The organism is Maritalea porphyrae (assembly GCF_027213965.1).
Taxonomy (GTDB): domain Bacteria; phylum Pseudomonadota; class Alphaproteobacteria; order Rhizobiales; family Devosiaceae; genus Maritalea; species Maritalea porphyrae_A.
Genome location: NZ_JAPWGX010000001.1, coordinates 180,809 through 203,561, shown reverse-complemented (window position 1 = coordinate 203,561; position 22,753 = coordinate 180,809). Strand labels below are relative to the sequence as shown.

The following is a 22,753-nucleotide window of genomic DNA, read 5'->3' as shown; positions in this document are numbered from 1 at the left end:
TGAATTATTTGCCACTATCGGCATGTTCACTCCTAGTACATTTTCGCAAGTGTGCCCCTTGTTCGCTTCCTTTTTACTGGTTGGATTTGATCTATGTTTCAACGCCGCGGCATTATGCTCATCCTTTCTTCACCCTCAGGTGCAGGAAAAACGTCTATTTCACGCGCGATTTTGCGACAAGATGCAAACATCCAGCTTTCCGTTTCGGTGACCACCCGACCCAAGCGTGCAAACGAGGTTGACGGGGTGGATTATCATTTCAAAACCGTTGAAGAATTCAACCAAATGCGCGACGCGGGCATGTTGCTGGAATGGGCAGAAGTGCACGGCAATTTTTATGCAACGCCCAAGGCTCAAATTGATGAATTGTTGGATGCCGGAAAAGACGTCCTGTTCGACATAGATTACCAAGGCGCGCTGCAACTTTATGAGACTTGCCAAGAAGATATTGTGGGCATTTTTGTGTTGCCTCCATCCATCAAAGAACTCAAGCATCGGCTCGAACGGCGGGCAGATGACAACGAAGACGTGATTAACAGGCGGTTAAAAACAGCACGACAAGAACTGCGCGAATGGAACAAATATGACTATGTGATCGTTAACAATGATCTCGAAAAGAGCTGCGCGCTGGTCACGGAAATCATCAATGCCGCGCGTATTGCACGTCGTCGGCAAGTCAATTTACCTCAATTTGTCAGTGACTTACAGGACGAGCTTGAATCTTTTCTAAAATAGCAAGCACCGACCTACTAAAGATTGACTAGGTTTACAAATTGCAGGTTTTGAGTGTGTACAAAACCGGATCGTTCTGCTACATTGAGCGGGCTACACGTTAAGCGGGTGGTGATGGGAGGGAGCAATTTTCTGCTTCCGCCGGATCTATCCATAAGGGGCTTGATGTAAGCGCTCACATACTTGGTTCAGGCATAAATTTTGCTATGCCCACCCGCTCGTGGTTCGAGCGGGTGTTTTGCGTTTTAGGGCCTAGTTTTTTTAAGCCCGACGCCAAAAAACACACCCAACCACACCAGAATTTTGATGAACAAACCTGTTTCATGCGCAACATTTTCGTTGCCGCAGTGGGATCTATTGCAAGCTAGTTGGAAGCTCTTAGCGCTTCATAAGCCCTGGCCAATGCCACGAATTGATCAACGCTCAGTTCTTCTGCGCGCTCCGTGCCTTTGATGTCTGCCGCTTCATAAAGAGGGGGCAATTCAACGCCTAGTGCCTTTAAGCTTTGGCGCAGCATTTTCCGGCGCTGACCAAATGCAGCGCGGGTAACCGCTTCAATGCTTTTTATATGTGGCGCGCCTGCTAAAACTCGGGGCACCAAATGCGCAATGGCTGAACTCACTTTGGGGGGCGGCGTAAAAGCTGCGGGGCCAACGTTGAGCGCAATATGCGCATCCGTCATCCATCCACAAAGAATTGAAAGGCGACCATAGGCTTTTGAGCCCGGTTGAGCGCAGATCCGGTCGGCCACCTCTTTTTGAAACATCAACGTGAGGCTTTCAAAAAGCGGTTGTTCGAACTGCGCGTGCAGCCAACCCGTTAACAGGGGGGTCGCAATGTTGTATGGGAGGTTGGCCACGAGCTTTGTGGGTCCATCCGCCAGCGCTCGATAGTCGATTTCCATCGCATCGCCAGAAATCACATCTAGCCGTCCCGGATAGGCGTCGGCAATTTCTTGCAAAGCGGGCAGGGCGCGCTCGTCGCGCTCGATGGCGATGACCTTTTTTGCCCCTTCGGCCAGCAACCCACGCGTCAGGCCGCCAGGGCCCGGTCCAACTTCGATAATCGTAGACTGATCGAGCGGCGTCGCAATCCGCGCAATACGAGCGGTTAGATTGAGATCGAGTAGAAAATTTTGTCCAAGCTCTTTTTTGGCGCGCAATTCATGTCGATTGATGACATCACGCAAGGGCGGCAGGCTATCAATTTGGCTCATTCTACTTCCCGTGACGTCATTTGGTGCGCAAGCACAATGGCTTCATACATACTGTTGGTTGAGGCTTGGCCCGTTCCTGCAAGGCTTAGGGCCGTGCCGTGATCTGGTGAGGTGCGCACAAGGGGCAACCCTAGCGTAATGTTGACGCCAGAATCAAAGCCGATGGCTTTAACAGGGATCAGCGCTTGATCGTGATACATGGCCACGACCACGTCGTAGCCAGACCATATGTGGGGCGCAAAAGCAGTGTCAGCGGGCAACGGCCCATCCACTTGGATATCGTAACGTTTTTTAAGCTCGTCTATTGCTGGCTGAACGATGGTCTTTTCTTCGTCACCCATCGCGCCATCTTCACCCGCATGTGGATTGAGGCCCGTCACACCGATCCGAGGCGCTGCAATACCAAATTTATGTATCAGATCATGGTGCGCAACGCGGACAGTTTCAACTATTCGACCAACCGTTAAGCGAGAAAAAACCTCTTTAAGCGCGATGTGAATGGTCACGGGTATGGCGCGCTTATCTTTGTGCGCTAGCATCATAACCGGGCGAGGCGAAACACCTTCTTGTGCACACAAAGCTGCTAAAAACTCAGTATGTCCGGGGTACTTAAACCCCGCTTCATAGAGGTTGGCTTTATGAATTGGCGCGGTAACCACTGCCCGTGCCTGTTTTGCACGAACAGCACCAACAGCCTGTTCAATAGATGCGGTCACGATGGCCGCATTTTCCTTGTCCAAAAAACCGGGTACGTCCGTTGCACGCGCATCTAAAGGCATTACGGGCAGTGCGGTATCAAACACGTCTGCTGCCTGTTCAAGGGTGTCAATTTGACGAACGGCAATGTCCAATTTCAACCGTGCAGCGCGCGCTTCTAGAAACTGCACATCACCAAAAACGGCAAAACATGGCAGTGGCTTCTTCACGCGGTTTGCAAATAGCTGCAAAGTCAGGTCGGGGCCAATGCCTGCGGGTTCACCCAATGTGAGGGCTAGCGGTAACAGTGCTTGTTGCATATGCGATTAGCGTCTTTCGATAGACGCTTCTTTGCGTAGCTTATCAAGATAAGCTTCAGATTCACTTTCAAGTTTCTCCGAGCCTACTTCGTTGCGCAATTTGTTTTTCACAAAGGTCAGGTCTTCCGCGGCACTTTTTTGACAAACGGCAAGCATTTGCACGCCGTTCGCAACGGTACGAGGTTTGGAAATTCCACCAACGGAGAGCTTCGCAAGTTCTGCTGCAACCGGGTCAGGCAGTTGGGTGGAGTGGCGGCGGCCCAATTTGCGCACGGCAGCATCACGATAAGAAAGCGAAAGGTCCACTGCGCTGTCGCATCCATTGAAGTTTTTGCGGTACTGGTTGGCTTGCGCTGTGCGAGACTTTACCGAGCCACCAGCAGAATTCAAAAAAACGATTTCGGTGAGCATATAGTCGTAAGAGGTTGTTTCACCTAGTTTTTCTTTGGCAGCTAGATCAAGGTCCAAATCCGAGATTTGAACCTTTTGGCGGAGCACATTTGCCACAACCGCCTGCCAAGCATATTGAGCGCGCAACCGGTCCTTTAAGGTTTTGGTTTGCACCCCGGCGGCATTCAAAATCTGGGTCAATTTGTTCGCACTCAGTTTCGCGTTGATCGCAATTCGAGTATAGGCCTCATCGACGGCCTTTTCGTTTGCTTCAAAACCAAGTCGACGAGCTTCGGACAACATGACTGCTTCGTCAATCAGTTCTTTTTCCGCAAGTTTGCGTCGGTCCGCATTGGATTTTCCACGACGTTCCAAGCGCATAAATAGAGCGCGTTGGTTGATGTCGTAATCGGTCACTGTTTTGCCGTTCACAACCATCTTTACCTGCGCCGCATGGGCAGTGCCAGATACTGAAGTTAAGCTAAGCAGTGCAATGAGGATCAAACCTATGATGCGCATCGAATGGTTCCCGTATATTGAGTTTTTCGCTTGAATGCTGTGTTAGCATGAGTGCGCAACGATTGCGGCCTTTTTTTGAGCGTCAGATCACAAATTGTGATCGTAACCCACATCTGCGAGCATTTTTAGTTTCAAACTGACCCCAACACGGTCGCCTTTGGTGCCGCTGCGATCTGAATGATAAAAAATGCTGCCTTGCGTGTAATTGTCGTCATAGCCTAATGAAATGCCATAATTGTTCAGTTTTGAGCCCACAATGTCATATCGAGCGTTCGCCCCGACTGTCCAATAGTCGTCAATCGGCACAGCAAGGTTGCCACCAATTTCATGGCGGTCTGCGCTAACACCGGGCGCCATTGCTTTGGATTGATAGGCGTAGTCGATACCAGCAGAAAACAATTCTCCAGAATATTTTCCAGCAACTACGGCCCGATCAATCGATGTGCTATTGGGGTCAATTAGCGTTTTTGCGCCCAACTCAACACCAGCAAAAGGCGCGCCTTTTGCGGCGACCACAATGTGTGAAAGGCCATCGCTTACGCCCGAGCCGCGACCGGTTTGATAAGGATTAGCAAGCGCCGCGCCGTTGGTGCCGCCAATTTGAATGGATTGACCAATTGCAAGATCAAACCAACGCCCGTCGGTTAAATCAGCATGATAGGTGACGCCATAAGTTGCTCGTGTGCCTGTTTCTTGCCTGTCAGTGCCTGAAAAGCGATTGAAGCTGAACAGGTTCGTATCATCAAACACAAAACTCTGCGCGTCATCATTGGTGATCCCTGGTGAGGAATCGCCACCGCGTGAAACGATCTGTAGGCGAGGGGTGACAAAGTGGTTTGCCCCTTCGCTCCGCGCCATTAATGGCCAGCTCACATCAAGCGCTGCGATGGGTGTTATAGAATGGGTTATGCTGGTGGTCGGTGCATTTGCGTGCGTGCTTGCGCTCTCATATTGCGCCACATCACCACGCACGCCAACATAAGGAGAAATCAGCACTCCGGCGGGCAAGACCCATTGGTCGCGCCACGCAGCTTGCACGCTTGCATGTGTCTTTTCACCAGCGAAGCCTTCAACATAATCAACACCGCCCACGGTGGAGGAACTATCGGCCTCCCGCGTGATGCGGGTTAATTGACCGTCAAGTGCGACTTCGCCCATGCCGTTGGGCGCTTCAGCCACATGGTGGCCAAGGATTGTTGGCAAAACTTGACCCTGTTTGGCTTCGTTCGTTGCCCCGTCTTCACCCAGTCCCACGTAATATTCCGCTCGAGCGTCTATAGAGGTGTCGTTGGTTAGTTGAGTGGCAAATATCCGCTGCGTTGCATAATCGCCATCACGACGACCTTTGTTGTAGTCAAGCGCGAAAGAACGATCGGAATAAGCAGAGGCTTGAGCGCCCGCTTTCCATCCATCATCTAGGGCAAGGTCCACTTTGCCTTGCATTCCACCGCGCAGGTTTGTGTCGCCAATTTTGCCGGCATAGGCCCAAGGCGAAAGTTGGTAAATGCCCCATGCGTCTGCCGAATAACTTGCAAAACCAACCTGTTTTTTCCAGTTCAACTCGCCCAGAATACCTTGTCGCGTGTAAAATTCGGGAGTCAATGTCAGTCCATATTCGGGCTGATGCCAAACAAAGCCAGGATAGACAACAGCAACGCCTTTTTCCGCACTGTAGGATATGCGGGTGCGCACAAGGTCTTCAATGTTGGTCAAAGAAGGGTCGGGCAGGGCAAGCCAAGGCAAATAGGCAATAGGAATGCCAGCGATCTCAAGCGATCCGCCTGTGAAATAGATCGTTTTCTTTTCCGTATCACGCAAAATGGTGGCAGACTTAACGCGCCAACCAATTTGCCGACCTTTTGCATCCACGCAGTTCCCGCAAGGGGTAAGCGATGCGTCGTTCAAAAACAGAGTGTTGCCTGGGCGGATTTCAGCATCGGCAGCACTGAGACGCATGCCATTGCTGGTTTCAAAAATCAGCGATTTTAAGAAGCCCTGCTTAAAGCCACCATAAAGTTCCGCGCGGTCTGATGTATATTGTTGACCCTCAGGATCGCGTACTGCAACAGAACCAACCAAAATCACTTTGCCGCTTTTTTGATTATACTCTGCCCGATCCGCAGCGATTAGATAACCTTCAGAGGATAAGCGAACGCCTCCCTGTGCCACAACGATGGAGGTTCGGCTATCAACGGTTAGTCGATCTGCAGAAACCAACATTTGGCTGGTGGTAGAGAGTTTTTGATTGGCAAAAAAATCGGTGGGGAGGAGCTGCTCAGCGCGCGCGATTTGAGTAGACGCAACAAGAAAACCCAACACCGTGGTGGTGTTGAGCAGCACATGTCGCCAACTACTCCAACCCGCGTGGTTACGCGCTACACTCATCCATCTTCCTTCCACAATAGTACACTTGTTCCGATAACAATTGCGACTATTGCAGGTCCCCATGCGGCCAATGTTGCATCCATCACTCCCGAGCTACCCGCCCGTTCGAGCAATTTCGTGACAACATAAAGCACGAACCCCAATACAATACCATATAGAACTTGTGACCCGGAAGTGCCGTGGCGGCGATAACCAACGGTAAATGCAAACGCAATTAACAAAGAACCAACAAGCAACGCAGGTAGCGCCTCTGCTCGGCGCAATCGCATCAATGCGGCAGCCACATTGCTGTTTTCAACCTTCACGCTTTGAATGAAATCGCGCAGGGTAAAAATGTTCATTTGATGAACAGATCCCAACTGCAAGCTAATCGATTCTTTGGTGGCACTGACAATGAGATCTAAACGTTCGAACGAGCGCTTTTCACCATTGGATGTGATCAGCGTACCCTTTATCAATTGCCACGCGTTACCCACAAATTCTGCGTCTTGGGCGACAATCTGCTCACCAAGGCCCTGATTTGCATCATATTTAAACACGGAGACATCTCGCATCCGTAAGCCATCATCAGACAGATATTTTGCGCGCATAAAAAATGGGCCACCATCGGATTGCTGTTTAATCCATCGGCCACTGCCTTGGCTTGTCAGTTGTGAGGATTCGATGATGCCTACATTTTTTTCCACCAACTGCTTGCTGTGCAAAACAGCAACTTCGCCCGCATAGCTCACAAAAATGCCAATCACCAATGTTGCAAAGGCAGGCACGGCCAGAATGCCCCAAATCGACACGCCGCTTGATTTGGCAACAATAAGTTCTCGGTTGTTTTGTAAGTCGATTAGCGCCAATACCGAACCGACCAAAATGGAAATGGGCAAAAGGTCACCAGCCCAGCTGATGGCAGTCAACCCAACTGAAGCCAATGTGATTAAGGGGCGTTCAAACAGCCCAAGGTTCGGCCTATTGCCAACTTCAACCAACTCGATGAGCGCCACCAAGCAAAAGAACAAAAAGGTCACAATGGCGATTGAGCGCAAAATGTGTCCTGCAAAATGTCTCCCGAGCCTAAACATTTGCCACACTCCGCAAGTCTGCTGGAATGGTAGAAAAGGCGCCATTTCGCCACGCGATGACAAAGGCGGGTATCAAAGGCAAAATCGGTATCAAATAGATAAGCAGGATCAAATTTGCATCACCACCGGCAAGCTGTTTGGCGCTGGCGCCCAGCACTTTCACCAACACGCCAGTGCCTAGAAGGACCACATCACCGCTGATACGACGTTTGGAGCGCAAAGGACGGGGCTGCATACTCATGGCAAAGGCAAGCAGCACCAGGCTGAGCAAGTAAAGGGGGGAGGCGATCCTGTCATGCAAGAGCGCCAATTGACGTGGCGCATTGTTAAGTGCGCCACTTTGCACAAGGCTAACGAGTTCAAGACTAGTCGGCTCAATGGCTGCGAAAAGGTTCGAAGAAGCCAGCTCACGCACCGCAACACTGTAAGTTCCAAACTCAAGCGTCGACATGGTTTGTGTCTTTGTATTGAAATATTGGATCGCGCCATCTTTGAGTTTTATGTAAAGCGTGTCGTCGGCGCGCGAAAGCTGGGATTGGGCCGCAAAGGTTGTTTGGTTTTTGAGCGGATCACGAGCGTCGTGCAAAAAGAACCCAAGCCCGGTTCCGTCGTCAGCGCGCCCCGCAATCATAAGCGTTAAATCAGGCGCAATGTCTGTAAACTGGCCGGGTCGCGAAGAGTTTGCAATCAAGTCGGCGTTAATTTCATCCGCACGAGCCGCTGCAAGTTGATTGGTTTTGGGCACCAATTGGTGGACAAGCGTTGCATCAAAAATGATGCTGATCAGCAAGAATAAGCCAATCGATTGCCAAAGGGGCTTAATACCGATGCCGGAATGGATGGGAAATAGCTCTTTGCTGACTTGCATGGCCCTGAGCCCGCGTGAAACACCCAAAGCTAAACACAAGTACAAAATGATGCTGATGACTTCTGGCACAACCAGCAGAGATTGGGAAAAGAGGGTAAAGACACCTTGCCCCTTTGCTGTCACCACATCAATGGTGCGCAACAATTGAACCATCCAGCCCAAAAAGGCCAAGAGCAAAACAAAGCCAACCGAGGCGGCAAAATATTTGCTCAGTAAATATCGCGCAACGTGAGTCATGTTTGATGTTTTGCCACGAAGGTTTGCCCACGTACAGACTTCAATTCTTGATCACACAAGTTGATAAGCGCAATTGACCATTGAACTTTGATTTGTCCCGGCGCAGGATGGGCAAAACTGGCGTCGCATGTTCGACGTCCCGCCCCATAACGACCAAAATCATTCAAGTGGAACACATTGATGGATCAAATACTCAGCCTTAAAATTGAAGGTTTTGCCAAGACCAAAGCCAAGCAGATTTGCTTGATTGTTGCTGATGAGCTTGCCCTTGGGGAAGAAGCAACAAAAATATGGGAGGCAACGGGCCAAGATCTATCCGCTTTGTCAAAAGCTGCAGATTTTGTTGCGAAAAAGTCGAGCTTTTTGAATGTGTTTGCTCCAACTGGTGTGGATGCCGATCGAATTCTGTTGGCTGGCATTGGCGATTTGAACGCTGATACGGACTTAAAAGAATTTGCCTCCGCCGGCGGCACAATTGTCAATCAGTTGCGAGCCCAAAAAGCCGAGAATGCAGAAATCATTTTTGATCTGGATGCTAGCGCCGAGCAAATCGCCGCATTTGCTGCAGGCATTCGCCTTGGTCACTATCGTTTTGATAAATATAAAACCAACCCGGGCAAAGAAACAGATTTGCCACCTGCTGAACTAAAACTTGTGTTGCAAGTCGCAGACAAAAAGGCCGTAACCGCAGCCGATAAAATCCGCGATGCGGTGACCCAAGGCACCATTTGCGCCCGCAATTTGGTCAATGAACCGGCAAATATCCTGGGCACTGTCGAATTTGCGCAAGCCGCAAAAGACCTTGAAGAACATGGCCTTGAAGTTGAGATTCTCGACGAAAAGCAAATGACACAGCTGGGCATGGGGTCCTTGTTGGCGGTCGGCTATGGCTCACGTCGTCCATCGCATTTGGCAATTATGAAATGGAATGGCGGCAAAAAAGCTGACGCGCCAATCGCCTTTGTGGGTAAAGGCGTGGTGTTCGACAGCGGTGGCTTATCGATCAAACCAGCTGGCGGCATGGAGGATATGAAAGGTGATATGGGCGGCGCAGCGGCTGTGACTGGCATCATGAAAACCCTTGGCCTGCGCAAAGCCAAAGTGAACGCGGTTGGTGTGATTGGCCTGGTGGAAAACATGGCAGACGGTAACGCCATGCGCCCAAGCGATATCATCACCTCCATGTCAGGTCAGACCATTGAAGTTTTGAACACAGACGCTGAAGGCCGCTTGGTTTTGGCAGATGCGCTTTGGTACACCAAAGAAACGTTCAAGCCAAAATTCATGGTCAACCTTGCAACGCTCACTGGCGCAAACATGGTGGCGCTGGGCGATCAACATGCGGGCCTTTTCTCAAATGATGATGAATTGTCGCAAAATCTGACCCAAGCGGGTTTGGACACAGGTGAGCGGGTTTGGCGCATGCCCATGGGCCCAGAATATGACAAGCTGATCAATTCAAAATTCGCAGATATGAAAAATATTGGCGGACGTTGGGCAGGGGCAATTACAGCCGCTCAGTTCCTCAAACGTTTTGTCGGCGAGGTGCCTTGGGCGCATATCGATTTGTCCACCGCCATGAATGTGCCCGCAACTCCAATTTGCAAAAGCTGGGGCACTGGCTTTGGCGTAGCGCTACTCGATAAAATGGTGCGCGATCATTACGAATAGGCAAATGCTCAAAAGGATCGGTGTACCGAATTGACCGAGATTTTGTTTTACCATTTGGAGCAGCGCCCCGCAGAGGCGGTGCTGCCCCTTTTGCTTGAAAAAACGCTGGAGCGCGATTGGCGTGCCGTGGTGCAAGTTGGCGATGCAAGCGAACTTGACGGGCTCGACACCGCGCTTTGGTCTTATCGTGACGATAGCTTTTTGCCCCACGGCATAGGCGAGGGCGAGCTGGCCGCCGAACAGCCCATCGCGCTGGTAGCTGACCAATCTAACCCCAATAACGCACAACTACGGTTTTTCGCCAAAGGGGCCGTACCCACAGATGCGGGAACCTACGAACGGCTGGTCTATATGTTCGACGGCCACGACCCAGATGCCGTAACCCGCGCCCGGGAAGCCTGGAAAGCGCTCAAACCTGATCATCAATTGACCTATTGGCAACAGGAGCCAAACGGCAAGTGGGTGAAGAAAGCTTAGCTGAGGGCATAGTGTTGCGTTGGTGCGCCTTGGGGGCGGGGTGCGGAGAACGCGGCCGTTCGGTGCGCTTGATTGAGCGATTACTATAGTGCACAAATAATAGCACTCGGCTCAGCCGACGTGCTTTTTAAAATCACCTTCAAGCCGAAGATGCGACCATGGCAACGGACTTAGATTTCTCCTTCAATATGTTGCCCGTTCCAGCGCGACGGCACATCCGGGTTTTTCAAGTCCACCAATTTCTTGATCGTTTTGCGATGGGTTTGACGGTTGCCGTTGTTGCACTGGCGTTGACTGATCGAGGTATGGACCTCCTCCAGATCTCACTGCTTTTTGGGGTTTATTCACTTACGACTATGGCGATGGAGCTCCCTTTCGGGGGATTGGCCGATAACATTGGACGCAAGCCCGTCTTTTTGGCGGCGGTCGTCGCCAGCATGGTCTCTCTCGCACTCTTTCTTTCCACCAGCGATTTCAATGTACTCGCGCTCTCATTTGCCTTTATCGGTTTTGGACGAGCATTACGGTCGGGCACGCTCGACGCTTGGTTCGTTGAGACCTTCAAGGCCGTTGCGCCAAATGTGGATGTTCAACCCGCTCTTGCAAAAGCGCAATGGGCCAATGCCATGGGCTTGGCAATTGGGGCGGTTTTAGGGGGGCTTCTGCCCGATCTCTTTGGCTCGGCGGCGGAGAAACTGGGTTTCAGTGTCTATGATGTTTCTTACGCGGCGAGCGTCTTGGTAATGCTTCTCGTGTTCGTCTACACCCTATTTGTAATCGTAGAAAAACCGCGTCCGCTGAACCCTCAAGCTCTTAAACAGGGGTTTGCAGCTGTACCTCTGGTGATCAAAGACGCAGGTCTTCTCGCCATTAGAACCCCGACGCTGTCTTTGCTTTTGCTTGCTCTCGCGCTATTCCTAATGGCGACCAACCCAGTTGAGGTGGTTTGGCCGACCCATGCAAAGCCCATGTTAGAGGAAGGTTATGCAAACACGCTCATTGGTGTTCTCACCGCAGCCTACTTTTTCTCAATCGCATTCGGCGCATCTTTGTCCTCTCGCATCAGTCGGATGTTCAGGCGGCGGCACGCGATAACATTAGCGGTGGTTTTTGCCTGCATGGCGGGTATTCAAATCACTTTGGCCTTGCAAGGCGACATCTTCGGCTTCGTGATGGTTTTTATCCTCTATTCCGTCGTCCTTGGTGTTTCTGAGACGCCAGCCAGCAGCATACTGCACAGTTGCGTTGAAGACCGCCAGCGATCAACAATGTTGTCCCTAAGGTCGCTCATACAGCAACTTGGAGCAGCTTTGGGTCTAATTTTGGCCGGCGCTATCGCTGAGGTTTATTCTACGCCCATCGCTTGGATGGTCGGCGCCGTTTTTCTGTTCGTCGCCGTGATCCTGATCGGTTTCCTGGTTAAACGCCTTGCCGCAGCGCCTGAATAGAAGCATTCGTGCCGAGCGCTGGTCTTCGGCAAGCTGGATGCAAAGCAGACGCTCATATCGACGCCCGTTCAAAAAAAGAAGGGTGCCCCCGGATCAAGTCCAGGGCGCGGAAGTCTCATAAAGAGAAATGCCCGAAGTGAAACACCCAATGCACAAAGAGTAGGGGCATCATGGAGGTGGCACAAATCAATTTCATGGGCATTCCCGGCCTTGAGCCGGGATCATGTTAGAAAAGCGCGGCCCTGAGCCGCACTCTTCCCAAATTGCAATCGGGTGCCTAATGGCCCGTTAGTCTAACCTTTCGGATTTTCCAAAATGTCTTTTGCGACTTGGCCGAAGTACAGGTTGACGATTTCATAGCAAACGATGACTTCTTCGTTTTCAGAATCGTAATAGGCGTTTTCTTCGCCGCATTCACGGCCAACAAAACTCACTGGCTTGCGCAATTCAATTGTATCCGTGATTTCTTTGGCAACTGTTTCAAGCAGTTGCGAGTTTTTGAGCAGTTCGGCTGCGCCCTCATGCTCTTCAGTTGCTGGCTCATAAGAAACAGTGATCGGCTGGCCGTTATTGCCTTGCGCAATAAACGTTTCATTCAATCGGTTCCAGTTGCCTGCAATTTGCTCATAGTCGAAGGCGCAACTTTCTTGACGGTCCGGGTCAATGCCCACTTCGTCGGCAAGGTCGCCAAACAGCTCAGCGTCAGAGCCAACCATCAAACAAATCACTTGGAAAGCGCGCTGCAAATCTAGGCTATGCAAATCATACATGGCCGCGTCTTCGATTTCTTCAGGCCCTTCATTGTTGGAATAAAAGAACGAATTTGCCGCATCAATCAGCATCGCGTCTTTGTTGTCGTCTTCCGCTGCCAACAGCATCACAGTGGCGATATTGTCCGCTGCGTCCTCTTCCTTGCCCAAAATAGGCAATTGAAACTGGGAAATCAGCATATGACCAACTTCGTGATAAAGCGTGGCCGCCGTTGCGTTTACGGCAAACGTCGCCGCTTGATTATACTGCTGTTCGGTCAATTCCTGCGATTGGCCCACTGTGCTCAACATCGCGCCACAAATGAATGTGGCGATTGCAAAACCCTTCTTCATTGGTCGCTCCTCCCTAACGTGCTTGTTGCTCTTTTTCGGCACTTTCTAAAGCTTCGACCTTATCCAACCAATTTGTTTCTGCCAATTCAATTTCGTTCAAGCAATCGGCACGGTCTTTACCCAGTTTCACGGCCAATTCGGGGTCTTTTTTAAACAAGTCAGGGTCGCTCAACTCTTGGTCGACTTTCTCAAGTCTTTTGTTGAGCTTTGAAATGTCAGCTTCAAGCGATTTGATTTCTTTGCGCAAGGGGGCAAGTTCAGCCCGCAAAGCGGCGGAGGCCTTGCGGTCTTGTTTCTTATCAGGTGAACTCTGGTCTTTTACTGCGTCGTTTTTCCCGTTTTTTTTTGAGCCACCAAGGATTGAGCGCTGGTAAGTGTCCAGATCATAATCACAAACCGAAATTGTACCGTTTTCCGCAATCCAAAGCTGATCAACTGTGGCTTCGATGAGGTGGCGGTCGTGGCTGATGATCAACACCGCGCCTTCATACTCGTTGAGCGCCTGCACAAGTGCATCACGGCTATCAATATCCAAGTGGTTGGTTGGCTCATCCAAAATCAGAATGTTCGGGCCAGAGAAGGTGATCAATCCCATCAACAGCCGGGCGCGCTCACCACCCGAAAGATTTTCGGTTAGTGTTTCCATACGCGACGTTGAAAGACCCATTTGGGCAACGCGAGAACGGCGCTTCGCTTCGCTATCGTAGGGCATTAGCGATTCAACGTGCTGCAGCGGTGTTTCTTTTGGGCGCAACATGTCCATTTGGTGCTGTGCGAAGTGGGCAATTTCCAACTTGCGGGCTTTGGTCATGCGGCCATCTTGCAACTCAATATCACCCGCCAATAGTTTGGCGAATGTGGATTTACCATTTCCGTTGATGCCAACAAGCGCAATCCGGTCTTCCGGATCAATCCGGCCGCTGATCTTGCTCAAAATCCGTGTTTCGCCATAACCAGTTGCCGCATCATCCAAACTGATCAGAGGCGCAGAAACGGCGCGTTGCGGCTGTGGGAAAGAAAAGGGCGAAACATATTCGTCAAACATGGCTGCGATCGGTTTGATCTTTTCCATGCGCTTTAGGCGAGACTGGGCTTGTTTGGCTTTTGACGCTTTGGCGCGGAAACGCTCCACAAACTTGGCCATATGGTCCAGCTGCACTTGCTGTTTTTCGCGCTGCTTGTTGTTCAATTCCATCTGCAAACGGCGATTGGCCTCGAACTGATCATATTGTCCGCGATAGAACGAAAGGTCCTGGTGGTCCAAATGCACAATTGAATCGACCGCTTTGTTCAACAGGTCACGGTCGTGGCTGATCATGAAAACAGTATAGGGGTAGTTCGCCAAATAGCGCTCTAGCCACAATGTGCCTTCCAAATCCAAATAGTTGGTCGGCTCATCGAGCAGCAGCAGGTCGGGTTGTGAAAACAAAACCCCAGCAAGCGACACACGCATCCGCCACCCACCAGAAAGGTTGGCGCAAGGCTCGGCCTGCTTTTCTGCTGAAAAGCCCAAGCCTTTCAAAACAGCACTAGCCCGCGCTTCTGCAGAGTGTGATTCAATTTCGGCCAACCGAGTATAGACTTCGCCAATGCGGTTCGGGTCGGTAACTGTTTCCGCCTCTGCAAGCAGCGCCAAACGCTCTTTGTCTGCACTCAGCACAATGTCCATCACGCTGTCGGCAGTTGCAGGTGCTTCTTGCGCCACTGCGCCAATGCGCGCGCGCTGGTGAATTTCAAAACTGCCGCCATCCGGCGCAATTTCACCTTGTAGGATTTTGAACAGGGTCGTTTTGCCAGAACCATTGCGACCCACAAAGCCGGCTTTGGAGCCCGCAGGCAAGGTGAGGTTGGCATTTTCGAAAAGCGTGCGGCCTTCGATCAAATAAGTCAGGTTTGTAATTTGCAGCATGATGCGAAGGTATTTGCTTTGATTTTGGCACAGTGTGAGACAGTGTTGAAACGGTGTCACGATTGGGCGCTGAGGTTGAATTGGTCGATTTGTGCCGCTTTTACGTGAAGAAGGGGGCGGTTGGCCATTGTTTTTGTGTGCTACGCGCGCAAAAACGTAAAAGAAAGCAGGAAAATCTGCTGTTTTATCGCTTAAGGAGCGCCAACATGAACAAAAGAGCCATAATTCTGGGGTTGTGCGCCTTTTGGGTTCTCGTGGCATTTGTCATTTGGAACAGCGTCACAACCGATCCGACACAAAGCGGCACAGATCGAACCAATTTTGACCCAAACGCAGCCCCCAAAGAAGCCATTCAGCGCGCCTGGCGCACCGGGGATAATTCCGTCTTCTTGCAATATACCTACACCGCACCCAACGCTTGCTGGCAAAAGAGCAACATAAATTCGCTATCGATAGAGAACGACACAGCAACCTTAACGCTGGTGCCAATGATCGTTGACGCCTTTTGCGCGCAAGCAATGACAGCGCTAACATATGATCAAGTAATTGAAATAACGCGAAAAATTGAAGTGCTGGTCGTTATTGTCGAACATCCAGCAGGTGGTTTGATCGAGCGTAGTGAGTTGTGGATCGAGCCAGAAAAAGAATAGTTTTTTCGCCCAATGATTGAATGCTGCATTCCAAGGGTTGTTTATTGATCCAACTCGGCGTAAAACCCCGGCCAAATTCCCCATAGAACCACTAAGGAAATAAAATGGCTCTGGAACGTACTTTTTCAATCATCAAGCCCGACGCAACAAAACGCAATCTAACAGGCAAAATCATCGCAAAATTCGAAGACGCAGGTCTTCGCGTTGTCGCTTCTAAGCGCATTCACATGACACAAGCACAAGCTGAAGGCTTCTACGCTGTTCATAAAGAGCGTCCTTTCTTTGGAGAACTTGTTGAGTTCATGATTTCTGAGCCAGTTGTTGTTCAGGTTCTTGAAGGCGAAAACGCAGTTTTGAAAAACCGCGAAGTTATGGGCGCAACAAACCCAGCAGAAGCAGACGCAGGCACAATCCGTAAAGAGTTCGCGCTTTCAATCGGCGAAAACTCAGTTCACGGTTCAGACGCTCCTGAAACTGCTGCAGAAGAAATCAAATTCTTCTTCTCTGACGATGAAATCGTTGGCTAATTAGCTACACCTCATCAATGATTTAAAGGCCGTGCTCAAAGCTTGAGCGCGGCCTTTTTGCGTCTAGTGCTTGACAAATCACCTAGCCAATTGGCTCTATGGCTTTGTCGAATATCCTATTGCACATAGGCTACCCAAATGAACAAAATCCCCGTTCGCTCTATCGAGCGCAGCGTGTGTCCGCACGATTGCCCGTCCACCTGCGCGCTTGATGTTGAAATTATTGATGAAAACACAATTGGCCGCGTTCGTGGCGCCAAGGATGATCCCTATACGGCAGGGGTGATCTGCGAGAAAGTCGCGCGATACGCTGAACGCGTGCATCATCCAGAGCGTTTGACCCATCCGCTCAAGCGGGTTGGGGAAAAGGGTGAAGGTAAATGGCAGCAAGTCAGTTGGGATGAGGCGCTGGACTATATTGTTGAGCGTTTTCAAACCATTGAAGCAGAACATGGTGCTGAGGCTATTTGGCCCTATTTTTATGCAGGCACCATGGGCCACGTCATGCGCGACGGGATAGAGCGCTTGCGCAACGCCAAATCCTATTCCCGCCAGTATGGCACCATCTGTTCAATGATCTCGTGGGCCGGTTTTGTTACCGGCACAGGCAAACTAATGGGCGTCAACCCAGAGGAAATGGCCAAATCTGATGTGGTGGTGATTTGGGGCACCAACCCCGTGCATACTCAGGTCAATGTGATGACCCACGCCATGCGCGCGCGCAAAGAACGCGGCGCAAAAATTGTAGTGGTCGATATCTACAACACCGCGACCATGCAGCAGGCTGACTTGGGCCTGATATTGCGCCCAGGGACCGATGGTGCACTCGCCTGTGCCATAATGCATGTCTTGTTGCGCGACGGGCTGGCAGATCGTGAATATATGAGCAAATTCACAGACTTCGGCCCTGAATTTGAATCTCACCTAAAGGATAAAACACCCGAATGGGCGGCTGGTATCACTGGATTGAACGCCGCTCAAATTGAAGAATTTGCTGCGTTGGTAGGACAGAACAAAAAGAGCTATTTCCGCCTCGGCTACGGATTTACCCGCCAACGCAATGGCGCTGTCGCCATGCATTCAGCGCTTTGCATCCCCGCCATGACTGGTGCGTGGATGGAAGAGGGCGGTGGAGCGTTCCATTCAAATTCTGGCACTTGGGGATTGAATAAAACTGACCTCGAAGGCACCAACCTGGTAGATCAGCCAACACGCCTATTGGACATGTGCGAAATCGGCCCGATTCTAACAGGAGAACCAAAGGCGCTTAAATCTGACGTTCCCGTCAAAGCCTTGTTGATCCAAAATACCAATCCCGTGGTGGTCGCTCCAGAGCAAGCCAAAGTAAAACAAGGATTCGCGCGTGAAGACTTGTTCACCGTGGTGCATGAGCAATTCATGACAGAAACCGCGCAAATGGCCGACTACGTGCTGCCAGCCACAATGTTTCTGGAGCACAGCGATTATTACACGCGTGGTGGGCACACGCGCATTCTATTGGGTCCAAAACTAATAAAAGCACCGGGCGAGGCCAAGTCGAACCACTGGCTATTTGCCCAATTGGCAAAGCGACTTGCTGTGTCATCTTCTATTTTTGAAATGTCGGACGATGAACTGATCGACCATACGTTCAAAGAATCTGGATTTGGACAGTTGGAAGAATTTGAACAAACGCGTTTTGTTGATCGCGAAAACAAGTCCGACATTGCCCATTACCGCCAAGGCTTTGCATGGCCCGATGGCAAGTTTCGCTTTGCGCCAAATTGGGAAGAAACCCGCAAAACCAAAGGCGTTGAATGGGTCTGTGATCCGTCGATTATGCCAAAATTCGCTGACCATTGGGACGTAAATGAGCCAACGGATGCCGAGCATCCTTTTAGACTGGCCACCAGTCCGGCACGCGCATTTCTGAATAGTTCATTCAACGAAACACCTGGTTCGCAAAAACGGGAAGGGGCGCCAAAGGCGCTTATCCACCCAATAGATGCTGCGAAGCAGAACATTGCTGATGGCGATCAGATTCAACTCGGCAACAAACGAGGGCAAGTTATTCTAAGTGCTGCAATTTTTGACGGCATACAATCCGGCGTGGTGATTGTTGAAGGGCTGCACAAGAATAAAAGTCATGCTGATAACAATGGCATTAACACGCTTGTTGGATCAGACCCGGTGCCACCATTTGGCGGCGCTGCGTTTCATGATTGTGCGGTTTGGGTTAAGCCACTTTAGCCCAGAATGGCTGCAAGCCTTATACGAAGTAGGTTACGTAAAAGAAATACACCGTCAGCCCAAACCCATAAATGATCACAAAGTTGCGCAGCAATGCCGCCGGCAAAAGATAGGATAGTTTTGCCGCTGCAAAGCCGCCAATGGTGGCGCCAACCAACGCTATGGTGCCCGCTTGCCATTCAATTGAACCGCTCATGGTGAATCGGATCACAGCGGTAATAGACACCAGAAACGAGATCAGCAGCTTAAGCCCGTTCATTGCGTTTAGGTCTTTGAACCCCGCAAGCACCAAATAGGCGAGTAGGATGATCCCAAGCCCTGCATTAAAGAACCCCCCATAAAAGCAAATCAACGCCAACAGCCCAACAAGGGCAATAGAACCGGCCTTTGCGGCACGCTTTGAGCTGCCAGATCTTGACGCAAGCCAACTGTTCAATCGACCGCCAAAGGTAAAGGCGATCACAGCAAACGCCATCAGCCAAGGGATTAACCCTTCAAACTGAACGTCAGATACGCGCAATAGCGCTTCAGCACCCAAAAAACCTGCCGCCAGTGCAATGATCGCATAAAGCACAAGCTTATCTTTATGTCGCAATATGTCGGCCCGAAACCCAATTGCACCGCTGCCATATCCGGGCAGGCAGGCGAATGTGTTGGTGGCGTTGGCCATTATGGGGGGGACCCCCACAAACAAAAGCGCTGGGAAAATAACAAATGAGCCACCACCCGCAAGCGTGTTCAGAGCGCCAGCAACCAGCCCGGCGAAAAACAAAACCAACATTTCCATGAGATTACCCCTGCGATCGACCAAGGAATGCTATCGCAAAGCGAAGCGATTTGGATAGGCGAACTTGTGACAAATCGTCCAAACACAAAATAGTGTTTAGGCTGCCCTTGCAGCTTTATCGCAATTATACGATAAATGACCTAATACTCTTAGAAAGTAAGGTTGATCATGTCCCACACTCAAACGCAGCCAATTGAACTGCACTATTGGCCCACTCCAAATGGTTTTAAAGTATCAATCATGCTTGAAGAGCTCGGCGTGCCTTACGCGCTCAAGCTGGTCAATATCGGCAAAGGTGAGCAGTTTGAACCAGACTTTTTAAAGATTGCACCCAACAACCGCATGCCAGCAATTGTTGATCCTGAAGGGCCTGACGGACAGCCGATTTCAGTTTTTGAATCGGGCGCGATTTTGAAGTATTTGGGCGAGAAATTTGAAAAGTTCTATCCTAAGGATTGGCGCGAGCGCGTTGCAGTTGATGAATGGTTGTTTTGGCAAATGGGTGGTTTTGGGCCAATGCTGGGGCAAAACCACCATTTCAACAAATATGCGCCAGAAAAACTGCCTTACGCGATTAAACGCTATATCGATGAGTCCAACAGGCTCTACGGCGTTTTAGACAGGCGTCTAGAAGGGCGCGATTTTGTCGCCGGTGACTATTCTATTGCGGATATGTCAATTATTGGTTGGTCGTTGGGCCATGAAGGGCAGGGCGTCAATATTGATGAGCTCCCAAATGTGAAGGCATGGCAAAAGCGCCTGCTTGAACGCCCAGCAGTTGTTGCGGGTATAGCCGTTGGCAAGGCGGAGCGTGACAAAATGAACTTGGCTACCGATAAAGACGCTCAAAAAGTTCTGTTTGGGCAAAGGTAAGACAATTATAACTCTGGGTCAGGACCCAATTCTGACCCAGTCCTCGTGCAAACACAAAACGCGTAGCACGCATCCGCGAACACGAAGTTTGTCGGCATTCTTCAATTCTAAAGTCCCATCATACATTTTGCCATCAAGCGGATTGTAGAGTTGCCCGGGCAGCTTGCCGTGCTGCGCATCCTTTTGCACTTCAAGCAAAGGTAAACCGAGTATGGGGCGACCGTTTAACTGCGGGTCTGGGTTGCGAATATCACGCAAACCTGGTTTGGCGGGTTTGGACACGATGCCACAATAATTCTGTCCGCATTCCTTGATCGTGATTTCGGCTTTGTCCTTGGTTAGCCACACCCCCGTTGGGTCGGTCGCAAAGGCAGCAGACGCCGACAAATATGTCAGCATTATCAATATCGTACCAAGAATATACCTTTGTGGCGTTCTCCAAAACACGGTTTTACCCTCATTCGTATCAACGACCGATATGGCCAATTGTAACATCACGAAGCGCTTAAAGACAATCGCCCCAATCTGCACTCCCATTGCCAATTGATATGATTACGCACGTACTAAATTGCAATCAGCAAAAATAATTGAATAGAATCTGCATAAAATCGTCAGGTTAGACTTGATTTGCGCGTCGCTTTGGGATTTAAGCGGCCTCGGAGAGGTGGCCGAGTGGTCGAAGGCGCGCCCCTGCTAAAGAAGCATTTTCTCTTTTTAAGTGTCTGATTTTGCTTTGCTATTTTGCACTGCTATGATTGGCTGTGTAAGTTTTGTGCCAAACGTCTTTTGAACGGCCTCTTTTGTGTCGCTTGGTTGCGCGTATACTTCAAGCACCATTCGCTTGCTATTCCAACCACCAGCTTTGGCAACTGTAACAGGGTCAACCCCGGCTTGCATCATTGCTGTCGCAAAGAACCTGCGCCCCGCATCATGTGGCGCAATGTGGTCAATCCCAGCCCTTATTTCCGCACTATTCCATGCTGTTTGTACAGAATTGCGTGATGCATAGCGGAAAACCCTATCGCTCACCCGCTCCAAATTTGCCAGCTTGATAATCAAGGGTTGGGGTAATGTGCAAATGCGCGGGTCTGTTTTGGTTTGCTTCAGAACAGCTATTTGGTTGTCAAAATCTACATCTTTCCACTCCAAACGCACAGCTTCGCTTATTCTTGCGCCTGTATAGGCCATAAATAGGGCCAGTGCGCCCAAATGAGGGCTTGAATGGGCAATGAAGGCTTCAAGCCAATCTTGCGTCCCTACGCTTGGTATTTTGCGCTCAACCTTAAACCGTTCAATTTTGATTGGATTGCATAGGCCGCGCTTGGCCGCGTGATTGATGACCGCTTGAACGGGCGTTATAACTTGGCGGTTATGTGTCGCTGGTCCCGCGTTGGGGTGAATTGCCCGGCAAAGGTCGTGAACATGCCCCGGCTTTATGTCTTTTATTTTCTTGTGGCCCCAGTGTGTGAGAATGGGTAACAAAAAACGGTCTGATTTTTTGGCGTCAAGATAAAGGTTAATTGCAGCCGCTATTGTGATGACGCTTTCTTCGCCATAGATTTTGACCTTATGAGCGTCAAGTTCGCGCTTTGTGGCGTATTGTTCTGCAATGGCTTGGATAGACGTGCCAGTGCTTTCCCTAATTCTTTGTCCATTGATTGTACCGCCAACCCACCAAGTTTGGCCGCGTCTGTAGACTTTGAGGCGTCCCATTTTTCCTGCAACCTTTCCAAGTGTGATCGATAGTAGATTACTTTGCGCCCGGCCTTTGCGTAAAGCCCATGTTTGCGCGCATGTTCAGCGAATGTTTTGGGCCGCATGTTGAACATCGCCGCCGCTTGCTCTTTGGTGTAGGTTTCAATCATTTCTGTAGCCTTTCGATTTTAGAAAGTCCTCAATTTGATCTAACTCGCCATCGTCTGCATGAAGGCAAAGCCATAAGGCATCCATGACGGCGATTTTCTTTTGTTTGTTGTTGGTTTTGGCTAAAGCATTGACGGTTTGGTTGATGTTGCCTTTGTTAAGGGCCGCATATGGCGCTCGCATTCGGTTCATCATTCCCCCTTGTCTATAAGCGCTTTGATTTTTAGACCTATTGATTGAGCTGCACGGTTCCAGCCTTTTTCTCGTTCGTTGTGAGCAAGCATAAGCAAATGAGACGTGGCGACTTTCTCAGCTTCTTTCAAAGCCTCTTTACGCGCGGCTTGTTCTCGTTGGGCGAGTAGGGCAGCTATCACTTCAGTTAGGTCCGTTTCTGGAAAACACTCAGTTACCATGTCGCAGTAAACCCCATTCGCCGCTTCTATCTGTTCTTTCGTGGGTGTTGGTTCAGTCATTGGATTTATCCATTTCTTGCTTTTAGCTCTTGTGTCTGCATAACAAATTTAGCTGCGGCCCTGCATTCTTCACTGCAAAATGTAAGAATGCTGGCGGGGTCTTCGTCTAAGTCCTTATATGAGCCGTACCACACCCATCTTGATGACCAAGGGACGCGCCGAACATTGCAATCCGGTGCATCACAAGCATAAAGCCGTTTGCCTGATAGTGATTTTGCAACATCCGTATGTTGATCGTTCCAAACCAGCCCCATCATTCTTTCCTCTCATGCATAGGGGGGAGGGGGATGCGTTTGCGGCAATACAA

The 22,753-nt window shown here is 50.3% G+C and carries 22 protein-coding genes and 1 pseudogene; 8 read left to right on the top strand and 15 right to left on the bottom strand.

Annotated features, from left to right (window positions below; all coding sequences use genetic code 11):
• The first annotated feature begins 93 nt into the window (after window positions 1–93).
• Window positions 94–735 carry a guanylate kinase gene (gene gmk / locus O4H47_RS01265; RefSeq protein ID WP_269392116.1) on the top strand — a complete coding sequence of 214 codons (642 nt, stop codon included), beginning with the start codon at window positions 94–96 and terminating at the stop codon, window positions 733–735.
• A gap of 361 nt (window positions 736–1,096) precedes the next feature.
• Here gmk and rsmA read toward each other — a convergent pair whose 3' ends face one another.
• The 6 genes from rsmA to O4H47_RS01235 form a co-directional block, all read right to left on the bottom strand.
• Window positions 1,097–1,948: a 16S rRNA (adenine(1518)-N(6)/adenine(1519)-N(6))-dimethyltransferase RsmA gene (gene rsmA / locus O4H47_RS01260; RefSeq protein WP_269392115.1), complete on the bottom strand. Its 852-nt coding sequence runs from the start codon at window positions 1,946–1,948 to the stop codon at window positions 1,097–1,099.
• The gene (gene pdxA, locus O4H47_RS01255) at window positions 1,945–2,964 is read right to left on the bottom strand and encodes a 4-hydroxythreonine-4-phosphate dehydrogenase PdxA (RefSeq protein ID WP_269392114.1); all 1,020 of its coding nucleotides are present in this window, start codon (window positions 2,962–2,964) and stop codon (window positions 1,945–1,947) included. The genes rsmA and pdxA overlap by 4 nt, the downstream gene beginning before the upstream one ends.
• A 6-nt stretch (window positions 2,965–2,970) precedes the next feature.
• Window positions 2,971–3,873 (bottom strand): peptidylprolyl isomerase, encoded by a 903-nt coding sequence (locus tag O4H47_RS01250; RefSeq protein ID WP_269392113.1) that lies wholly within the window; start codon window positions 3,871–3,873, stop codon window positions 2,971–2,973.
• An 87-nt stretch (window positions 3,874–3,960) separates the two neighbouring features.
• Window positions 3,961–6,258, bottom strand: a complete 2,298-nt coding sequence (locus O4H47_RS01245; protein ID WP_269392112.1) for an LPS-assembly protein LptD — start codon at window positions 6,256–6,258, stop codon at window positions 3,961–3,963.
• On the bottom strand, window positions 6,255–7,331 hold the full coding sequence (locus O4H47_RS01240; protein ID WP_269392111.1) for an LptF/LptG family permease: 1,077 nt from the start codon (window positions 7,329–7,331) through the stop codon (window positions 6,255–6,257). The genes O4H47_RS01245 and O4H47_RS01240 overlap by 4 nt, the downstream gene beginning before the upstream one ends.
• Window positions 7,324–8,436: an LptF/LptG family permease gene (locus O4H47_RS01235; protein ID WP_269392110.1), complete on the bottom strand. Its 1,113-nt coding sequence runs from the start codon at window positions 8,434–8,436 to the stop codon at window positions 7,324–7,326. The genes O4H47_RS01240 and O4H47_RS01235 overlap by 8 nt, the downstream gene beginning before the upstream one ends.
• Before the next feature lie 180 nt (window positions 8,437–8,616).
• Between O4H47_RS01235 and O4H47_RS01230 the strand changes: the two genes are divergently transcribed.
• The 3 genes from O4H47_RS01230 to O4H47_RS01220 all read left to right on the top strand — a co-directional run bounded on the left by O4H47_RS01230 (window position 8,617) and on the right by O4H47_RS01220 (window position 12,032).
• Window positions 8,617–10,107, top strand: a complete 1,491-nt coding sequence (locus O4H47_RS01230; RefSeq protein ID WP_269392109.1) for a leucyl aminopeptidase — start codon at window positions 8,617–8,619, stop codon at window positions 10,105–10,107.
• A 30-nt stretch (window positions 10,108–10,137) separates the two neighbouring features.
• A complete protein-coding gene (locus tag O4H47_RS01225) occupies window positions 10,138–10,584 on the top strand; it encodes a DNA polymerase III subunit chi (protein ID WP_269392108.1) in 447 nt (148 codons plus the stop codon).
• Window positions 10,585–10,742: 158 nt separating this feature from the next.
• Entirely contained in the window at window positions 10,743–12,032 is a 1,290-nt protein-coding gene (locus O4H47_RS01220; RefSeq protein WP_331283661.1) for an MFS transporter, read from the top strand.
• A 293-nt stretch (window positions 12,033–12,325) separates the two neighbouring features.
• Here O4H47_RS01220 and O4H47_RS01215 read toward each other — a convergent pair whose 3' ends face one another.
• Both O4H47_RS01215 and O4H47_RS01210 read right to left on the bottom strand, forming a co-directional pair.
• Entirely contained in the window at window positions 12,326–13,135 is an 810-nt protein-coding gene (locus O4H47_RS01215) for a DUF4344 domain-containing metallopeptidase (protein WP_269392107.1), read from the bottom strand.
• Window positions 13,136–13,148: 13 nt separating this feature from the next.
• Window positions 13,149–15,044, bottom strand: a complete 1,896-nt coding sequence (locus tag O4H47_RS01210) for an ABC-F family ATP-binding cassette domain-containing protein (RefSeq protein WP_269392106.1) — start codon at window positions 15,042–15,044, stop codon at window positions 13,149–13,151.
• A 206-nt stretch (window positions 15,045–15,250) separates the two neighbouring features.
• Between O4H47_RS01210 and O4H47_RS01205 the strand changes: the two genes are divergently transcribed.
• The 3 genes from O4H47_RS01205 (at window position 15,251) to O4H47_RS01195 (ending at window position 18,450) form a co-directional block, all read left to right on the top strand.
• On the top strand, window positions 15,251–15,694 hold the full coding sequence (locus tag O4H47_RS01205; protein WP_269392105.1) for a hypothetical protein: 444 nt from the start codon (window positions 15,251–15,253) through the stop codon (window positions 15,692–15,694).
• Window positions 15,695–15,798: 104 nt separating this feature from the next.
• Complete coding sequence (gene ndk / locus O4H47_RS01200) at window positions 15,799–16,221, top strand: nucleoside-diphosphate kinase (protein WP_269392104.1); 423 nt, start codon at window positions 15,799–15,801, stop codon at window positions 16,219–16,221.
• 138 nt (window positions 16,222–16,359) lie between these two features.
• Complete coding sequence (locus tag O4H47_RS01195) at window positions 16,360–18,450, top strand: molybdopterin-containing oxidoreductase family protein (RefSeq protein ID WP_269392103.1); 2,091 nt, start codon at window positions 16,360–16,362, stop codon at window positions 18,448–18,450.
• Between the two features lie 19 nt (window positions 18,451–18,469).
• Here the strand turns inward: O4H47_RS01195 and O4H47_RS01190 are convergent, their stop codons facing one another.
• Entirely contained in the window at window positions 18,470–19,237 is a 768-nt protein-coding gene (locus tag O4H47_RS01190; protein ID WP_269392102.1) for a sulfite exporter TauE/SafE family protein, read from the bottom strand.
• A 168-nt stretch (window positions 19,238–19,405) separates the two neighbouring features.
• Here O4H47_RS01190 and O4H47_RS01185 point away from each other — a divergent pair, with 168 nt between their 5' ends.
• On the top strand, window positions 19,406–20,110 hold the full coding sequence (locus O4H47_RS01185) for a glutathione S-transferase N-terminal domain-containing protein (protein WP_269392101.1): 705 nt from the start codon (window positions 19,406–19,408) through the stop codon (window positions 20,108–20,110).
• An 18-nt stretch (window positions 20,111–20,128) separates the two neighbouring features.
• Here the strand turns inward: O4H47_RS01185 and O4H47_RS01180 are convergent, their stop codons facing one another.
• From O4H47_RS01180 to O4H47_RS01160, 6 genes and pseudogenes are all read right to left on the bottom strand, one after another.
• Window positions 20,129–20,509: a DUF2147 domain-containing protein gene (locus O4H47_RS01180; RefSeq protein ID WP_269392100.1), complete on the bottom strand. Its 381-nt coding sequence runs from the start codon at window positions 20,507–20,509 to the stop codon at window positions 20,129–20,131.
• A gap of 315 nt (window positions 20,510–20,824) precedes the next feature.
• Window positions 20,825–21,823 carry a tyrosine-type recombinase/integrase gene (locus tag O4H47_RS01175; protein ID WP_269392099.1) on the bottom strand — a complete coding sequence of 333 codons (999 nt, stop codon included), beginning with the start codon at window positions 21,821–21,823 and terminating at the stop codon, window positions 20,825–20,827.
• Window positions 21,824–21,882: 59 nt separating this feature from the next.
• Window positions 21,883–21,930: pseudogene (locus tag O4H47_RS18150) on the bottom strand (hypothetical protein); the annotation flags it as partial.
• Window positions 21,931–21,967: 37 nt separating this feature from the next.
• The gene (locus O4H47_RS01170) at window positions 21,968–22,165 is read right to left on the bottom strand and encodes a hypothetical protein (RefSeq protein ID WP_269392098.1); all 198 of its coding nucleotides are present in this window, start codon (window positions 22,163–22,165) and stop codon (window positions 21,968–21,970) included.
• Window positions 22,165–22,446 (bottom strand): hypothetical protein, encoded by a 282-nt coding sequence (locus O4H47_RS01165; RefSeq protein WP_269392097.1) that lies wholly within the window; start codon window positions 22,444–22,446, stop codon window positions 22,165–22,167. Before O4H47_RS01165 ends, O4H47_RS01170 begins: the two co-directional genes overlap by 1 nt.
• Before the next feature lie 5 nt (window positions 22,447–22,451).
• Window positions 22,452–22,703, bottom strand: a complete 252-nt coding sequence (locus tag O4H47_RS01160; RefSeq protein WP_269392096.1) for a hypothetical protein — start codon at window positions 22,701–22,703, stop codon at window positions 22,452–22,454.
• Window positions 22,704–22,753: the final 50 nt, after the last annotated feature.

Excerpts from the sequence above, each read along its gene's own strand:
- rsmA (WP_269392115.1), bottom strand. The coding sequence starts at position 1,948 with ATGAGCCAAATTGATAGCCTGCCGCCCTTGCGTGATGTCATCAATCGA.
- O4H47_RS01215 (WP_269392107.1), bottom strand. The coding sequence starts at position 13,135 with ATGAAGAAGGGTTTTGCAATCGCCACATTCATTTGTGGCGCGATGTTG.
- O4H47_RS01250 (WP_269392113.1), bottom strand. The coding sequence starts at position 3,873 with ATGCGCATCATAGGTTTGATCCTCATTGCACTGCTTAGCTTAACTTCA.
- gmk (WP_269392116.1), top strand. The coding sequence starts at position 94 with ATGTTTCAACGCCGCGGCATTATGCTCATCCTTTCTTCACCCTCAGGT.
- O4H47_RS01160 (WP_269392096.1), bottom strand. The coding sequence starts at position 22,703 with ATGATGGGGCTGGTTTGGAACGATCAACATACGGATGTTGCAAAATCA.
- O4H47_RS01210 (WP_269392106.1), bottom strand. The coding sequence starts at position 15,044 with ATGCTGCAAATTACAAACCTGACTTATTTGATCGAAGGCCGCACGCTT.
- O4H47_RS01230 (WP_269392109.1), top strand. The coding sequence starts at position 8,617 with ATGGATCAAATACTCAGCCTTAAAATTGAAGGTTTTGCCAAGACCAAA.
- O4H47_RS01175 (WP_269392099.1), bottom strand. The coding sequence starts at position 21,823 with ATGGGACGCCTCAAAGTCTACAGACGCGGCCAAACTTGGTGGGTTGGC.
- pdxA (WP_269392114.1), bottom strand. The coding sequence starts at position 2,964 with ATGCAACAAGCACTGTTACCGCTAGCCCTCACATTGGGTGAACCCGCA.
- O4H47_RS01170 (WP_269392098.1), bottom strand. The coding sequence starts at position 22,165 with ATGAACCGAATGCGAGCGCCATATGCGGCCCTTAACAAAGGCAACATC.
- O4H47_RS01190 (WP_269392102.1), bottom strand. The coding sequence starts at position 19,237 with ATGGAAATGTTGGTTTTGTTTTTCGCCGGGCTGGTTGCTGGCGCTCTG.
- O4H47_RS01165 (WP_269392097.1), bottom strand. The coding sequence starts at position 22,446 with ATGACTGAACCAACACCCACGAAAGAACAGATAGAAGCGGCGAATGGG.
- O4H47_RS01185 (WP_269392101.1), top strand. The coding sequence starts at position 19,406 with ATGTCCCACACTCAAACGCAGCCAATTGAACTGCACTATTGGCCCACT.
- O4H47_RS01205 (WP_269392105.1), top strand. The coding sequence starts at position 15,251 with ATGAACAAAAGAGCCATAATTCTGGGGTTGTGCGCCTTTTGGGTTCTC.
- O4H47_RS01180 (WP_269392100.1), bottom strand. The coding sequence starts at position 20,509 with ATGCTGACATATTTGTCGGCGTCTGCTGCCTTTGCGACCGACCCAACG.
- O4H47_RS01220 (WP_331283661.1), top strand. The coding sequence starts at position 10,743 with ATGGCAACGGACTTAGATTTCTCCTTCAATATGTTGCCCGTTCCAGCG.
- ndk (WP_269392104.1), top strand. The coding sequence starts at position 15,799 with ATGGCTCTGGAACGTACTTTTTCAATCATCAAGCCCGACGCAACAAAA.
- O4H47_RS01195 (WP_269392103.1), top strand. The coding sequence starts at position 16,360 with ATGAACAAAATCCCCGTTCGCTCTATCGAGCGCAGCGTGTGTCCGCAC.
- O4H47_RS01245 (WP_269392112.1), bottom strand. The coding sequence starts at position 6,258 with ATGAGTGTAGCGCGTAACCACGCGGGTTGGAGTAGTTGGCGACATGTG.
- O4H47_RS01235 (WP_269392110.1), bottom strand. The coding sequence starts at position 8,436 with ATGACTCACGTTGCGCGATATTTACTGAGCAAATATTTTGCCGCCTCG.
- O4H47_RS01240 (WP_269392111.1), bottom strand. The coding sequence starts at position 7,331 with ATGTTTAGGCTCGGGAGACATTTTGCAGGACACATTTTGCGCTCAATC.